At 71.0% G+C, this 15,684-nt stretch carries 9 protein-coding genes; 4 read left to right on the top strand and 5 right to left on the bottom strand.

Annotated features, from left to right (window positions below; translation table 11 throughout):
- Positions 1 to 252: 252 nt before the first annotated feature.
- Complete coding sequence (locus tag ACSQ11_RS09525) at positions 253 to 1,542, bottom strand: glycoside hydrolase family 3 N-terminal domain-containing protein (RefSeq protein ID WP_436004893.1); 1,290 nt, start codon at positions 1,540 to 1,542, stop codon at positions 253 to 255.
- Positions 1,543 to 1,581: 39 nt separating this feature from the next.
- On the opposite strand from ACSQ11_RS09525, the gene ACSQ11_RS09530 reads away from it, so the two are divergent.
- Together ACSQ11_RS09530 and ACSQ11_RS09535 are read left to right on the top strand one after the other, a co-directional pair.
- Positions 1,582 to 2,556 (top strand): nucleoside hydrolase, encoded by a 975-nt coding sequence (locus ACSQ11_RS09530; RefSeq protein WP_436004894.1) that lies wholly within the window; start codon positions 1,582 to 1,584, stop codon positions 2,554 to 2,556.
- The gene (locus tag ACSQ11_RS09535) at positions 2,556 to 3,386 is read left to right on the top strand and encodes a ribokinase (RefSeq protein ID WP_436004895.1); all 831 of its coding nucleotides are present in this window, start codon (positions 2,556 to 2,558) and stop codon (positions 3,384 to 3,386) included. Before ACSQ11_RS09530 ends, ACSQ11_RS09535 begins: the two co-directional genes overlap by 1 nt.
- 83 nt (positions 3,387 to 3,469) lie before the next feature.
- Here the strand turns inward: ACSQ11_RS09535 and ACSQ11_RS09540 are convergent, their stop codons facing one another.
- The 3 genes from ACSQ11_RS09540 to ACSQ11_RS09550 form a co-directional block, all read right to left on the bottom strand.
- Complete coding sequence (locus ACSQ11_RS09540; RefSeq protein ID WP_436004896.1) at positions 3,470 to 4,702, bottom strand: THUMP-like domain-containing protein; 1,233 nt, start codon at positions 4,700 to 4,702, stop codon at positions 3,470 to 3,472.
- Positions 4,703 to 4,764: 62 nt separating this feature from the next.
- The gene (locus ACSQ11_RS09545; protein WP_436004897.1) at positions 4,765 to 6,930 is read right to left on the bottom strand and encodes a SpoIID/LytB domain-containing protein; all 2,166 of its coding nucleotides are present in this window, start codon (positions 6,928 to 6,930) and stop codon (positions 4,765 to 4,767) included.
- A 54-nt stretch (positions 6,931 to 6,984) separates the two neighbouring features.
- Positions 6,985 to 7,815 (bottom strand): GNAT family N-acetyltransferase, encoded by an 831-nt coding sequence (locus ACSQ11_RS09550; RefSeq protein WP_436004898.1) that lies wholly within the window; start codon positions 7,813 to 7,815, stop codon positions 6,985 to 6,987.
- Positions 7,816 to 8,126: 311 nt separating this feature from the next.
- Here ACSQ11_RS09550 and groES point away from each other — a divergent pair, with 311 nt between their 5' ends.
- Together groES and groL are read left to right on the top strand one after the other, a co-directional pair.
- On the top strand, positions 8,127 to 8,420 hold the full coding sequence (gene groES / locus ACSQ11_RS09555) for a co-chaperone GroES (protein WP_035947970.1): 294 nt from the start codon (positions 8,127 to 8,129) through the stop codon (positions 8,418 to 8,420).
- 246 nt (positions 8,421 to 8,666) lie between these two features.
- Entirely contained in the window at positions 8,667 to 10,280 is a 1,614-nt protein-coding gene (gene groL / locus ACSQ11_RS09560) for a chaperonin GroEL (protein WP_436004899.1), read from the top strand.
- Positions 10,281 to 10,434: 154 nt separating this feature from the next.
- Here groL and ACSQ11_RS09565 read toward each other — a convergent pair whose 3' ends face one another.
- A complete protein-coding gene (locus ACSQ11_RS09565) occupies positions 10,435 to 15,534 on the bottom strand; it encodes a GH92 family glycosyl hydrolase (protein WP_436004900.1) in 5,100 nt (1,699 codons plus the stop codon).
- Positions 15,535 to 15,684 lie beyond the last annotated feature (150 nt).

A 15,684-nucleotide genomic window follows, 5' to 3' on the forward strand; every position in this document is an offset into this window, starting at 1 on the left:
GTCTGACCACGCCCGAGCGCGAGGGGCGAGACACCGATCCCGACCAGGTCGAGGTCGACGTCCGGTCCACGGGCGACGGGATCATGCGCCTGTACAACGTGTGGGACTCAGGGCGGGGCCAGGGGCGGGAGTCACAACGACACACCAGCGGAATGGTGCGCGAAGCGCTGCCGGACGGGTATCGCTACCACTGCAGTGACATCAACCCGGCGCCGACATTCAGGGCGCTCGTGTTCAGTCTGGTGCGCCACGTCAGCCGCAGCTGATGAGACCCATCCGCTCCTTGAGCGCGACGACCCGCATCACCGACGTCTCGAGCTGGTTGGCGAACTCCTCGTCGGCCCGCGCCTTTGCGCCGAGTGCGTCGATCATGGCCGGCACCGACTTCGGGTCACCGGTGAGCAGGATGTCGCCGCCGGCCTCGATGTAGCGAGTAGCCCTCTCCGCAGCCGGGATCGACCGCACCGCCTTGGCGTTGATGTCGTCGGTGATGACGACGCCCTCGTAGCCGAGCTGGCCGCGGAGCAGGTCGGTGATGATCGGCTTGCTGAACATCGCCTGCGTCTTGGTCGCGTCGAGCCCGGGGTAGCGCGCCGACGACACCATGACGAGCCCGGCACCCGCCTTGACCCCGGCCGTGAACGGCGCGAGGAACGGATCGGACGGTGTCGCAACGGAATCCGTGATGCCGGTCGTGTTGAAGTCGGTGTTGTTCTCGACGCGGCCGAGGCCGGGGAAGTGCTTGACCGTCCCCATGACGCCGCCCTCGATCATGCCCTTGAGGAACGCGCTCGACGCCTTGGTCACCGTCTCCGGGTCGGAGCCGTACTGCCTCGCGTACTTGCCGATCGGCTCGTTGTTGCGACCGATGTCGGCAGGCACCGTGTCGGTGACCGGCGCGAGGTTGACGTTGATCCCGACCGCCTTGAGCTCGCCGGCCCAGCCCTTGGCCGCGGCCGTGAGCTCGCTCGCGGACATCTGCGCCTGCACCTTGGCCGACGGCACCTTCGTGAAGCCCTCGCCCCGCAGCTGCCGGACCTCCCCGCCTTCCTGGTCCGCGGCCAGGAGGAGGGGTATGCCGGCCGTCGCGGCTTCCGTGGCCTGGTCCTGCAGGTGGGCGCTCGTCTGCTCGACCCGGGCGGCACCGTCCCAGCCGCCCAGGTAGATGACGTTGCCGACGTGCTCGTCGGCGATGAGGCCGTCGAGCGCCGTGCGCGAGGCGGCGGTGTCGAACGCCACCATGACGAGCTGGCCGATGGCCTGCTCCTCCGAGAGCGAGTCGGCCTTCTGGCGCACGCACGCACTCACGTCGAGCGGCGCGCCACTCGCGGACGAGGACGGGCTGGAGCTGTCCGTCGGCGACGGCGAGGTCGTCGACCCGGTGCCGGGGCTGCTCGGGGAGCTCGCGCTCGCCGATGGCGTCGTCGAGGCCGCGTCGTCGGGGGTGGAGCCACCGCAGCCGGCGGCGAGCGCGCCGACGAGGGCCAGGGCGAGGGTCGCGCCCAGACGGGGACGAAGGACGGTCGTGGAGCGGGAAGTCACCCCCCCGACGCTACGCGACCCACGGCATACGCTCGGTCCATGCCTCTGCCCGTGATCCTCGACGTCGACACCGGAGTCGACGACGCCTGCGCCCTCATCCTCGCCGCGCTCCACCCCGAGGTGGACCTGCGCGCGGTCACCTGCGTGGGCGGCAACGCACCGCTGGCCGACGTCGTGCGCAACACCCTCACCGTGCTCGAGGCCTGCGCCTCCTCGCACGTCCCGGTCGCGCCGGGCGCCTCGAGGCCCCTGCTCGAGAAGGCCGTCGATGCGCGCCACGTGCACGGGGACGACGGCATGGCCGATCTCGGCTGGGCGCCGCCGACGACGAGCCCGGACCCGCGCCACGCCGTCGACGTGCTGCGTCAGGTCATCGACGAGGCGCACGCCACCGGGGCGCCGGTCACCCTCGTGCCGCTGGCCCCGATGACCAACATCGCCCTGCTCGCCCGCATGTACCCGGACTCGTTCGAGCGGATCGGTCGGATCGTCTTCATGGGCGGCGGCGCCATGGTGAGCAACGCGACGGCCGCAGCGGAGTTCAACGTCTTCCACGACCCCGAGGCCACCGCCGTCGTCCTCGACGCCACCGCCGAGCACGACGTCCCGGTGACGATGTACGGCCTCGACGTCTTCTACGAGCCGCGCATCGGCCTCGACGACTGCGCCGAGCTCGCCGCGCTCGACGAGCGGGGTCCCGGAGCCCTGGCTGCGGGGCTGATGCGCTTCATGAGCCACAGGTTCGACGCCGACAGCGCGACGATCGGTGACGCCGGAGCCCTGGCGATGCTGCTCGACCCCGACGCCGTGCGCACCGAGCGCCTGCCCGTGAGGGTCGAGCTCGCGGGATCGTGGACGCGCGGTCGCACCATCGTCGACACTCGCGACTGGTCCGGCGACATGGAGCACGACCCCCACGGTCTCGCCGAGGCCCAGGTCGACGTCGCGCTCGAGATCGACGGTCCCCGCATCGCGCGGCTCTGGCTCGACACGATCCGCGGAGCACACCGCTGATGGGCCGCGTCATGGTCCTCGGGTCGCTCAACGTCGACCTCGTCACCCGCGTCGAGCGGCATCCGCAGCCGGGCGAGACCCTCCTCGGCGAGGGGCTCGAGCAGCTCGCCGGAGGCAAGGGCGCCAACCAGGCGGTCGCCGCCGCGGCTGCGGGCGCCGACGTGCTCATGGTCGGGTGCGTCGGCAGCGACGCGGGCGGGACGGCATACGTCGAACGCCTGCGCCGCCTCAACGTCGACGTCTCGAGGATCCGTGTCGTCGAGGGCGAGGCGAGCGGTCACGCGCTCATCGCGGTCGACGACCGGGCCGAGAACACGATCATCGTCGTGCCCGGCGCCAACGGCCTCCTCGACGACACCGAGGTCGACGCCGTCGACCTGCTCGGCCCCGGCGACGTCCTGCTCCTCCAGCTCGAGGTGCCGCTGCCGGTCGTGTGCGCCGCCGCGAGGCGCGCCTCGCACCGCGGTGCCCGCGTCGTCGTCAACACCGCTCCGTATGCCGCCCTCCCGCCCGACGTCGTGGCGCTCGCCGACCCGGTGGTCGCCAACGAGCACGAGATGGTCGCGCTCGCGGAGTCCGGTGCCGAGCCGGCCTCGTTGCTCGTGACGTTCGGTGCCAACGGCGCGTCCTGGGACGGCACCAGCGTCCCGGCCCACTCCGTGGCCGCTGCCGACGTCTTCGACACGACCGGTGCCGGTGACGCGTTCTGCGGAGCGCTGGCGGCCGCGCTCGCGTCAGGGGCCGACCGTGAGGTGGCGCTGGAGCGGGCACTCGCCGCCGGTGCCGATGCCGTGCGGCACGCGGGCGCCCAGCGCGACCCCGCCCTCTGACGTCTGGGCTTCCTCGACTGATTGCCCCACCGGGACAACTCGCTGGCGCTCGTCGTCCCAGTGGGGCACTCAGTCGGATGGCACTAGGCGGGGGTGACGACGAGCGCCGTCGGTGCGCCGCCGACACGGGTGAGCACGACCGTCGCCTGCTCGCCGCTGCCCGCCTTGGTCCCGATCCTGAGGTCGCGGCGCAGCTGCTCGTCGTCGAGGCGGACACCACGCTTCTTGATGGTGAGCCCGGTGACGCCGTTGCTTCGCAGCCAGGCACGCAGGGTCTTGACGTGGAACGGCATGGCCTCGTGGACGGCATACCGCCGGGTGTAGGGGAGCGACACGTCGCGCGAGGTGAGGACGTAGCCCGAGCCCTCGTCGGACTCCACCCCGCTGGTGGCCCGGGTCGCGGCCCCCACGAGACCGGCCCGGATGACGGCCTTGTCGACGTCGTGCAGCCAGGCTCCGACGTCGGCCAACGACTCGGCGAGGCGGGGGATGTCGTCGGCCATCGACTCGTCGACCACGACGGGGGCGGCGTCCGGACCCATGACGCGGGCGGTGCGGCCTCGTCGCAGGACGAGCGGTCCCCACCACAGCGCACACTCGACGACGTCACCGGCCCACGACGTCCACTGCGCCTCGGTGCCGGAGGGAATCGCGGCGTGGTCGAAGCCGGGGCTGAGCTTGACGCCGGTCGCGGGCACGGCCGCGGCGACCTGCTGGACGAAGTCCCACGAGGGCGAGATGTCGTCGAGGCGGAAGGTCCGGCGCGTGCGGCCGGTGATGTCCGCGACGCCACGGGTGCGGCGGGCGGGGTCGAGCCACGCACCCACCCGGTTGCGCCCCGGGTCCACCCCGAACCGCACGTCCTCGGCCCGGCCGAGGCGGGCCCGCGAGTCCGGCCACGGGCGCAGGTTGGCGTCCGCGACGGCGGCGGTCACCGGGTCGGAGTCGACACCGCGGACCGTGACGCCGAGCGAGGACAGGGTCACGGAGTCGGCGCCGATGCCGCACCCGAGGTCGTGGACGGTCGCGAGGCTGGCCCGGCTGAAGCGGTGTGCGTGCGCGACCGCCACCTCGAGCCGGGTGGCCTGCTCGAGCCCGTCGGGCGTGAAGAGCATGTCGGCGGCGAACTCACCGAACTTCGCCGTCGCGCGGGCGCGCAGGCGCTGCTGGGTGAGGGCCGCCGCCGCGAGCTCCGGTGCGTGTCCGGCGCTGCGAAGCTGGTCCTGGAGAGTGAGGACCGACCCCTCGTTGTAGGGCGGGAGGGACCTCAACAGCTCCTGGCCATCAGGGGCAGCCAGGGCCCTCACCACGCTCACGTCCACTGGCCAACCTTCTCACCCCGAGGGGCCCGGACCCGAGTCGGCCCGGGCGCGAGGTGTCAGCTGCCGAAGGTCAGCGTCGTCCACCCGGAGCCGATGAGGATCCTCGTGCCGATGGCGCCCTTGCCGTTGCCACGGTAGGCCCAGAGCTTGCCGGTGCTGTCCCGCATGACGAGGTCGACGAAGCCGTCACCGTCGACGTCGCCCATCCCGGTGAAGCCCGAGAACGCGCCGAAGCCGGTGCCGATGGCCTTGGGGCCGAGGTAGGTGCCGGTCGGTGAGAAGCGCAGGAGGTACAGTGTGCCGACACTGTTGAAGCCCACGAGGTCGGTGCCGCCGTCGCCGTCGAAGTCACCGATCGCCTCGAGCTCACGCAGGCTGCCCCAGCCGGTGCCCTTGCTGATGCGCGGCTTCCACGTGCCCCGCCCGTTGGTCGGGTACTGCCACAGGACGCCGGCCTTGTCGCGCGCCAGGATGTCGACCGCGCCGTCGCCGTCGAGGTCCCCGGGGGCCACGACCGCGTTGAACGCGTGCCACCCGGTGCCGATCTTGGCGATGGACAGGACCTTGCCGGTGCCGTCGCCACGGCGCAGCGTCAGGGCTCCGTCGGTGGAGCGGGTGAGGATGTCGGCGCGGCCGTCACCGGAGAAGTCGCCCGGGGCGAGCACCTCGGGCGCGACAGGGACGCCGGTGGCGATGAGCGTGCGCGGCAGCCAGCCCGAGCGGCCGTTCGACGGGTAGTTCCACAGGGCGCCGGACCCGTCGCGGGCGATGACGTCCGAGAACCCGTTGCCGGCGAAGTCGGAGCCGACGCCGGAACCGACGGAGGTGAAGTACGTCGAGCGCAGCGCCATCGACGAACGGAAGGTCTCGGCATTGACCACCTGGGTGCCGCTCGTGCCCGTGAGGGTCAGGGCCGTTGCGCGGCCGCCGTACCAGGCGCCCTTGCCGTCGCGGGACAGCGTCATCGAGCGGAAGGTGCCGATCTTGGGCCAGGCCTTCTCGATCGCGCTCACCGGCATCGTGAGGTAGGACCACGTGTCGGGGGCCTCGGGGTAGACGCCGTCATACGGGTCGGCCTTGGCCACCTGGTAGGCGAGGTTCGAGGCCACGGTCTGGCCGCCGTTGGTCGAGCTGAACTCGGTGACCGCGATGGCCGTGCCGTACTTGCGGACCTGACCGGAGGTCCCCGCCACGGCGGCGTTCGAGTTCGGGTGCTCGGGGTTGGAGCTCGTCAGGCCCGGGTAGACCTGGCACGCGGTGGTGTCACAGATGTCGAAGCCGTCGGCGCTTCCCAGCCGCGCAGCGGTGTAGGACCGTGCGGCCACGGCCTGGGACTTCACGGCCTCGAGACCCCACGAGGCCGGCATCTCGGCGGGGACGACGGATCGGAGGTAGCTGTCCATGGGGACGACGTTGACGGTTCCTGGCGAGGTCGTCGCCCCGCCGCTGTAGCGCACCGTGGTGTAGGTGGAGCGCAGGCCGCCCCGGTACTGGCGGTTGCCCGACGGGGTGCGCAGCGTGAGGACCGAGCTCGCGACCGAGCCGTCGCCCACGAAGGTCAGGGCCTTGGCCGTGGCGAACGACGCACACGTCGAGGTGAAGGGTGCCCACCTCGAGGCGCCGGTCGAAGGGTTGGTGATGAAGGCGGTGAGGGTGAACCCGCCACCGAGCTTCGGCGAGGCGCGCCACCAAGAGGTGTTCGGCGTCGCGAGCAGGTCGGTGCACGTCCCGTCCGTGAGGACGAGACCGGTCTTGGCCTGGACCTCCGTGGGGAGGGTGCCCATGGCGGTGAGGCGGACACGGACCTCGGGGTTACCGACGCTCGCCGTCACGGTGCCGGGGTAGTAGAAGTCGAGGATCTGGGCGGCGGTCTTCCCCTGGCTCGCTGCCCCGCGAGCTCCCCATTGCGACATGCCGCGTCCGTGACCGAACCCACGCCCCTGCAGCCCGACCACCGGTCCGGTGACCGCCGCGGTCCGCGTCGAGGTGCCGGCGGTCGTGCCCGACGTCTGCGTCGCCAAGGAGCCGGCAGCCGGGACGAGCTCGGCGGCGGGCGTCGCGGCGGCGGGCGCAACGGCCGGCGCAACGGCCGCACCGGCGACGGGAGCGGCGCCCGGGACCCCGGTCGTGGCCGCCGCAGCGGCGGGCGTCGCGACGGCGAGCAGGGGAGCGGTCACGACAGCGGTGGCCGCGAGCGCGGCGGCGAGGGGGAACTTTTTCACGCCGTCAGCATGCCGCCCGGGGCCGGCGACGGACCGGATGTCACCCAATCGATATCAAGCTGTGTCCGCGCCCCCGCGGCTCCAGACGTACGGCGTCGTCGTCGTGACCTTGACCAGACCGCTCCGCTCGAGGATCGGGCGCGAGAACTCGGTCGAGTCGCTGTTGATCCAGCGCTTGCCGTGGGCGATCGCCGAACGGGCCCGTGCCGCCGTGAGGGCGCGGTAGATGCCTCGGCCCCGGAACTCGGGCCGCGTCGCGCCTCCCCAGACCCCCGCGAACTCCGTGCCGTCGACGGGCTCGAGCCGTCCGGCGCTCACGACCTCACCGTCGACCTCCGCCACCCACATCTCCATGTCGTCGCGGGTGCGGAGGCGGTGCAGGACCTCTTCGTCGTGGGCCGCGGCTTCCTCGGCGCTGTCGCCGAACACCTCGGCCTGCAGCGCGAGCATCCGCCGGACGTCGTCCTCGTCGGTGACCTGCCGGACGACCACGCCCTCGGGCAGGTCGACGTCGACGGCGAGCAGGGCGGCGTCGCCGACCATGACCGACTCGCTCTCCTCCGCCTCGAACCCGGCTGCCAGCAGCGCCTCGTGCAGGCCCGGCGCGTGGTCGTGCCCTCGCGTCTTCCACTCCACCTTGGCGACCTCGGGGTCGCGGCGGTAGTACTCGACGGCTGCGGCGACGAGCTCGCGGACCGAGTCCTCGGTCGCCGGCCCCGCCTCGGTGTCGAGGCTGCGGTAGGTGATGAAGCCGCGCCCGCCCAGGTACGTCGCGAGGACGAGCGGGCCGAGCTCGGTGAACGACAGTGCCGACGGCACCTCGGCCTCACGACGGAGCTGGGCGTCGTAGGCGGCGAGCAGGGCGGAGCGGTCGGCATCGGTCATGCGCAGGAGCCTCGCGGCACCGCGGGCCGGGCCGCAACCGATTTGCCGCCCCACGCGTGGAGGCCCCACGCCAGCCCACACGCCGGGCTTGCGCGAGTGCGCCCACGGCGAACACGGAGCCCGAGGTCTGGCACTCAGGTTGACCGAGTGCCAGCGCGAGCCTAGATTTGGGTCATTGGCACTCACCCTCGGTGAGTGCCAGCGCAGGCCGACCGACTCGACCCCCGCGACGGCGAGCTCGACCACCGGCCACATGGCGCACGAACTGCATCTTGTCCACCTTCGACTCATCCCAAAGGGGAGGTCACACAGTGTCGGTTTCCATCAAGCCGCTCGAGGACCGCATCGTCATCAAGTCGCTCGAGGCCGAGCAGACCACGGCGTCCGGTCTCGTCATCCCGGACACCGCGAAGGAGAAGCCCCAGGAGGGCGAGGTCCTCGCGGTCGGCCCCGGTCGCATCGACGACAACGGCAACCGCGTCCCGCTCGACGTCACCGTCGGCGACCGCGTCATCTACAGCAAGTACGGCGGCACCGAGGTCAAGCACGGCGGCCAGGAGTACCTCATCCTGAGCGCCCGCGACATCCTCGCCATCGTCGGCTGACGAGCCGCGAAGGCAACGCAGGGCGCCCAGCGCCCTGGGTCCCACGCTCTGCGTGGGCGGCCCGCAGCGGTGAGGAAGCCGACGGAAGGACTCAGTCGGCTGTCCTCATAAGAACCACCACGTATGCCGTGGGCGCACCTCCCACGGTGAGCCCACGGCATACGCGCTTCACACCCTGCTTGCGTCTGCGTGAACGGCTGCTAGAGCCACCGCCGACGCAGACGCAACGACAACAGAAGGACATTCATGGCCAAGGAACTGGAGTTCAACGACTCCGCCCGCAAGGCGCTCGAGCGGGGCGTTGACGCCCTCGCCAACGCCGTCAAGGTGACGCTCGGCCCCAAGGGCCGCAACGTCGTCATCGACAAGAAGTGGGGCGCCCCCACGATCACCAACGACGGCGTGACCATCGCGCGCGAGGTCGAGCTCGAGGACTCCTACGAGAACCTCGGCGCGCAGCTCGCCAAGGAGGTCGCGACCAAGACCAACGACGTCGCCGGTGACGGGACGACCACCGCGACCGTCCTCGCCCAGGCCATGGTCCGCGAGGGCCTGCGCAACGTCACCGCCGGTGCGGCCCCCGCCGGTCTCAAGCGCGGCATGGACAAGGCCGTCGAGGCCGTGTCCGCCAAGCTGCTCGAGACCGCTCGCGACGTCGACGGCAAGGACGAGATCGCCTCCGTCGCCTCCCTGTCCGCCCAGGACAAGGAGATCGGCGCCACCATCGCCGACGCGTTCGACAAGGTCGGCAAGGACGGCGTCATCACCGTCGAGGAGTCCTCGACCGCCGCCACCGAGCTCGAGTTCACCGAGGGCATGCAGTTCGACAAGGGCTACATCTCGCCCTACTTCGTCAGCGACCCCGAGCGCATGGAGGCCGTCCTCGAGGACGCCTACATCCTCATCAACCAGGGCAAGATCTCGGCCATCGCCGACGTCCTGCCGGTCCTCGAGAAGGTCGTGCAGTCGGGCAAGCCGCTGCTCATCATCGCCGAGGACATCGACGGGGAGGCCCTGTCGACGCTGGTCGTCAACAAGATTCGCGGCACGTTCAACGTCGCCGCCGTCAAGGCGCCCGGCTTCGGTGACCGCCGCAAGGCGATGCTCCAGGACATGGCCGTCCTCACCGGTGGCCAGGTCATCGCCGAGGAGGTCGGGCTCAAGCTCGACACCGCCGACCTCACCGTGCTCGGCCAGGCCCGTCGCGTCGTCGTCACCAAGGACAACACGACGATCATCGACGGCTCCGGCGACCACTCCGAGGTCGAGGGTCGGGTCAACCAGATCAAGGCCGAGATCGAGCGCACGGACTCCGACTGGGACCGCGAGAAGCTCCAGGAGCGCCTCGCCAAGCTCGCCGGTGGCGTCTGCGTCATCAAGGTCGGTGCCCACACCGAGGTCGAGCTCAAGGAGAAGAAGCACCGCATCGAGGACGCCATCTCGGCGACCCGCGCGGCCATCGAGGAGGGCATCGTCGCCGGTGGCGGCTCGGCTCTCATCCAGGCCGTCAAGGTCATCGACACGCTCGGCCTCGAGGGCGACGAGAAGGTCGGCGCCGCCATCGTGCAGAAGGCCGCGGCCGAGCCGCTGCGCTGGATCGCCGAGAACGCCGGTCTGCAGGGCTACGTCGCCGTCGCCAAGGTCTCCGAGCTCGAGCCGGGTCAGGGCCTCAACGCCGCGACCGGCGAGTACGAGGACCTCGTCAAGGCCGGCGTCATCGACCCGGTCAAGGTCACCCGCTCCGCCCTGCGCAACGCCGCCTCGATCGCGTCGATGGTCCTCACCACCGACACGCTCGTCGTCGACAAGAAGGAGGAGGAGCCGGCTCCCGCCGCCGGTGGCCACGGCCACTCGCACTGAGTCTTCCTCCCGCACGAAACGCGTATGCCGCGTGCCTCCCTCCGGGGACGCACGCGGCATACGCGTTTCTGCGGTTCTCCTGTGCGACTTATTGCGACTTCGCAGAGCGGCTCGCTGCGCTCACAACTCTGCGAAGTCGCAATAAGTCGGGGTGTCAGGTGACGGTGACCGCCACGGTCGCGAGGACGTCGTTGCGGCTGTCGCCGACGAGCACCCTCACGGTGTAGGTCCCGGCGGTGGCCCAGGTGTGGGTCCCGCTGAGCGTGGCCGTGCCGTCGGCCGCCACGGTGACCTTCGCGTCGGCGGTGGCGCTGCCGTCACCGAACGCGACCCGGGCGGTGTAGCCGCCCGCGGCCGGGACGCCGCCGGAGACCGTGCCGAGCGTGACCGTCGACGCGGTGCCGGACTTCGCGGTGGCGCCGGTGGCCGGGGCGACCGCGAGCGGCGTCCCGTTGTCGGCCACGGCGAACACGTGGATCCGGCCGTTGGCGTGCGGGTCGCCCGTCTGGGTCGGCAGCGTCACCGACTGCACGGTCTTGCCGGCCGGGATGGTCAGCGGCGCGGTCGCGAACAGCTTGAGGTGGCAGCCGTCCGTGCTCGTCCCGTTGAGCCGTGAGGTCATCTCCACGGCGATCGTGTTGCCGAACTTCGCCGAGCCGCACCAGTCTCCATACTGGATCTTGTATGCCGTGCTCGTCCCGTCCGTGAACGTCACCGTCCCGGTCGTGTCCTGGTCCTTCTGGGTCGCCGTGCCGATGAGGCTCAGCTTCGTGGCGCCCGGGGCGAGGCTCACGGGCAGGGCCTGCCCGGCACCGGTGGCGTTGTCGTTCTCACCGGCGGGGATCGCCGGCATCGAGAACCGCAGGTCCGTGCCGGGCACGGTGAGGAGCTTGCCGGGAGAGGCGCCCGCCGCGGTGAGGGCCGGACGCGAGACGCCCGCCTGGTCACCGTCGCAGGTGCTCTCCTCACCGGGGTTGCCGATGCACACGAGGTTGAACCCGCTGGCGTACGACGGGACGACCGCCTGGTGGACGGTCACCCCTCCGACCGCCGAGACGTCACCCTTCTTGTCCGTCACGGTGACGACCGGCTCGTAGTAGCCCGGCTCGGCGTAGGTGTGCTGGGCGCGCACGGTGTACGAGCCGAGCTCACCGGCCTTGATCTGGCCCGGGCTCGTCGTGCCGTCGCCCCAGTCGACCGAGGCGGTGTAGTCCGCGGCCGTCGAGCCCTTGCCGCCGGAGAAGGTGGCCACGACGCCGGAGACCGGCTGGCCCTCGAGCCCTTCGTCGTCGTCCGACGCGGTGACCTTGACGTCGGTGCGCTCGGCCTTGGACCCGTCGGTGAGGAACTCGACCTCGGTGAGCGTCGGGGTCCCCGCGCTGCGGGTCACGACGAGCCGGTAGGACGTGTAGGTCCCGGGCTTGTCGATCTTGAACGGACGGGTCTGCGTCCGCCAGGTGAAGGCCTCGTTGGTGCGCGTGTCGAGGGTCTTCCACTTGACCCCGTCGTTGCTGCCCTCGATCCGCCATGCCGACGGGTCGCCGGCCTGGGCGCCGTTGGTGAGCGTGTAGAACGTCGCCCGCTGGCCGATGCCGCTCAGTCCGTAGGTCACGGTGGGCGTCGGGATGGTGAACGTCGTGCCGGTGGTCGACGAGTTGTCGAACAGCGCCTGCGCGTCGCTCGACGTCGCGGTACCGAAGGCCGAGGCGGTGCCGCGGCGGGGGCCGGTGGCGTCCCGCAGCGGGGCCGGGAGGTCGTCGCCCTGGGTCAGGGACGGGGGAGCGTCCTTGGCCTTGGACCCGAAGTCGGACGGCTTGGCGCCCATGGCGAAGTCGATCGTCGTCGCCCCGGCGAGGTCGCTGTGCGCGATCGAGACACCCGAGTGCTTCTTGCCGCCGACCTTGAGGTCCTGGACGTAGATGTTCTCGTCCGAGTTGTTCGGGGCGTTGATGACGAGGTCACCTTGGGTGCGGTGGACGGTCGCCTTGGTGAACGCCGGCGACCCGACGGCCCACTGGGGCGACCCGACCTGGAGCGGGTAGATGCCGAGCGAGGAGAGGGTGTTCCAGGCCGACTGCTCGCCGTTGTCCTCGTCACCCGGGTAGCCCTGGCCGATCTCGCTGCCGACGTAGAGGCGACGCAGGATCTCGCGCACCTTCTCGGCCGTCCGGTACTGCTTGCCCGTGTAGTTGTACATGTACGGGATGTGGTGCGAGACCTGGTTGCTCATGCCGAACATGCCCATGCGGACGTCGCGCGCCTCGATGATCTCGTGGATGATGCCGCCGTAGCTGCCCGGCTTGGTGCCGGTCTCGGGGGTCGTGAAGAAGGTGTCGAGCTTCTTGGCCATCGCCTCACGGCCACCGAGGAGGTTGGCCAGGCCGTTGCCGTCCTGCGGCGCGTGGAACGCGAAGTTCCAGCCGTTGGTCTCGGTGTAGCCGTTGCCCCAGACCTCGGGGTCGTAGGACTCGGCGAAGTCACCGCCCGCGTCCCGGACCTGCAGGAAGCCGGTCTCGGGGTTGAAGTGGTTGACGTAGTCGGTCGCCCGCTTGAGGAAGTACTCGGACTCCTCCCGGAGCGTGGCCTTGCGGGCCGCCGGGACCGAGGGGTCGGTCGCGAGCTTGGCGGCCTGGTTGCCGATGCCGAAGTCGTTGACCATGCCCTCGAGGCCCCACGACACGCTCTCGTGGGTGCTCTCCGGCGTGAAGCCGAGGAAGATCGACGACGCGAGCCCCTTGCGACCGACGCCCGAGGACGGCGGCAGCACGGTGGCGTTCTTGAGCCCGGCCTCGTAGGTGCCCATCTTGTCGGGCAGCGGGACGCCCTTGACGAACGCGTCCGCGAAGGAGACGTCCGAGCTCGTGCCGGTCATGAGGTCGGCGTAGCCCGGCGAGGACCAGCGGGCGACCCAGCCGCCGTCGCGGTATTGCTGCACGAAGCCGTCGGCGATCTCGGCCGCGATCTCCGGGTAGAGGAGGGAGTAGGCCGGCCACACGGTCCGGTAGGTGTCCCAGAAGCCGTTGTTGACGTAGATCTTGCCGTCCTTGACCGCGGCGTTGGTGTTGGTCGGGGTGGCGGTGCCGGTCTTGCCGGACACCGGGCTGGCGTACTGGTAGCGCGGCGCCGAGGCGGTGCCGGTGTTCTCGAACTGGCTGTTCGGGTACAGGTTGAGCCGGTAGAGGTTCGAGTAGAGCGTGCGGATCTCGGACTCGTTGGCGCCCTCGACCTCGACGACGTTGAGTCGCTTGTCCCACATCGCCTTGGCCGCGCCCTGGACGTCGCTGAACGTGCGTCCGGCGAGCTCCAGGCCGTGGTTGGCCTTGGCCTGGTCGAGCGAGATGAACGAGGTCGCGATGCGGAGCTCGACGTCACGGTCGGTGGTCGTGTCGAACGTCGCGTAGCGCGTGCCGGTGTGGCCCGACGGCGCGGTGCCGGTGGCCTTGGCCGCACGGTCGAACACGCCGTAGACGAACATCCGGCTGCGACCCACGGACAGGCCACTGCCGTTGTCGACCCAGCCGGTCATCGTGCCGGCCGCGGGGTCGACGGTGAACGAGCCGTTGTTGTCGACGGTGTCGACGACGAGGCTGCCGCTGGGGGCCGACTGCGGGAAGGTGAAGCGCCAGACGCCACCGTGGTCCGCCGGGGCCGTCTCGGCGATGATGCCGCCGTCGAGGTGGACCCGGTAGTGGTCCGGTCGGGCGACCTCGTCCTTGTGGTCGAAGGCCAGCGCCCGGCCGCTCGCACTGCCGGTGGGGACCCCCTGCGTGATCGAGGGCATGACCGACATCTGGTTGCGGTCACCCATCCACGGCGAGGGCTCGTGCGAGATGCCCAGGCCCTGCAGGGTCGGGCGGTTCTGCGCGTTGTTGCCGGCCTGGTAGTCGTACTGCCAGGTCTGCGAGTTCGCGTTGGTCACGGGGGTGAAGAACGTGAAGCCGTTGGGTACGGCGCTGATCGGCAGGTTGTTGCCGCGCGAGAAGGAGCCGGAGGAGTTGGTCCCGCGACGGATGTCCACGGCATACGTCGGGCTCGTCCGATCCAGCGTGGCGGGGGCCGGGTCGACCTTGACGTCGTCGACCCACCCACCGAACCTCGTCTCGGCGGTCGGCTTCGCGGTGTTGTCGTAGCCGAGGAGGATCGCGTCGATGGTCTTGCCCGCGGCCTTGGTGCCGAGGTCGATCTCGACCGAGTTCCACTGGTTGGCGTAGAGGATCTTGCCCACGCCCTGGCCGTTGGGGGAGGCCGGTGTGGCGTGCATGTCGGTGGCGCCCAGGCTCGACAGGAACGTCCCGTCGGTGAAACGCAGGTCGACGGCCGTGTAGGTCGACGGGTAGGTCAGGTCACCCGAGATCATGTCCGGGAAGATCTTGTAGCTGAGCCGCGAGCGGTCGCCCACCGGCACGTCCACGTCGAAGAGCCGGTTCCACGCGAAGCCGCGTCCGGCGGCGGTGTGCGACCCGCCGTAGCGCAGCGACTTCACGCCGGTCCAGCCGACGAGCGACTTGATGTTGAAGCCGGAGCGCGGGCCGGACCCCACGGTCGAGACCATCGGCGAGGCCGTGGGCTCGCTCGGGTCGATCTCGCCGAACAGGCCCCAGTCGGCCAGCTGGACGATCGGGCCGCCGTTGTTGGCGGTGACGTCGAGGCGGTAGTAGCTGTAGTCGCCCGGGGTCGTCACGGTGAACGACTGCTTCTGCCCACGCGAGGCGAAGGCCAGACCCGTGCGTCGGTCGAGGTCGGTCCACGTCGTGCCGTCGGTGGAGCCGCGGAGCGTGACGTCCTTGGGGTCGCGCTCGGGTGCGTCGTTGCCGGAGGTGAGCGACCAGGTCAACGCGCGCTTGGGGGCGGACAGCTGGTAGCGGACCCACCCGGTCGTCGCGAACGCGAGCCACTTGGTGTCCGGGTTGGAGTCGGTGAGGTTGGAGGCGACCTCACCCGGCGGGTTCTCGGCGCTCGCGGTGATGCCGGTGACCGAGCCGAGCAGGCTGCCGTCCGCGGCAACCCCGCCGGTGACGTTCTGCTGGCGCGGGCCCGTGCCGTCGACCTCGACGGTGGAGGCCAGGGGCTGGGGCTGCCCGTCCTCGAACGAGGTCGACCACGCGCCGCCCTCGGCGGCTGCGCTCGGTGTGGCGGGCGCAGCCGGCGCCCCCGCTGGTGGTGCGGCGTAGGCACCGGCGGCTGTGGCTCCGCCCAGTGCGAGGGCGAGGGCTCCGGCTGTCAGCCCTCGTGGGACGGCGGTCGTCAGGCGCATGTTTCCTCCGGGCTCTTCGCCCACGCAGGGTCGGTCACCCTTGACCGACGTCCCTCCCGACCCTGTCGGTATGCCGTCCGCCCCGCAATGCGAGACCCCGTCCTTGTCCGGTGGAGACAGACGATCGGACAAGACCGGTGCGGGAGCGCC

The sequence above is a fragment of the Knoellia sp. LjRoot47 genome, from assembly GCF_964253435.1.
Taxonomy (GTDB): domain Bacteria; phylum Actinomycetota; class Actinomycetes; order Actinomycetales; family Dermatophilaceae; genus Knoellia.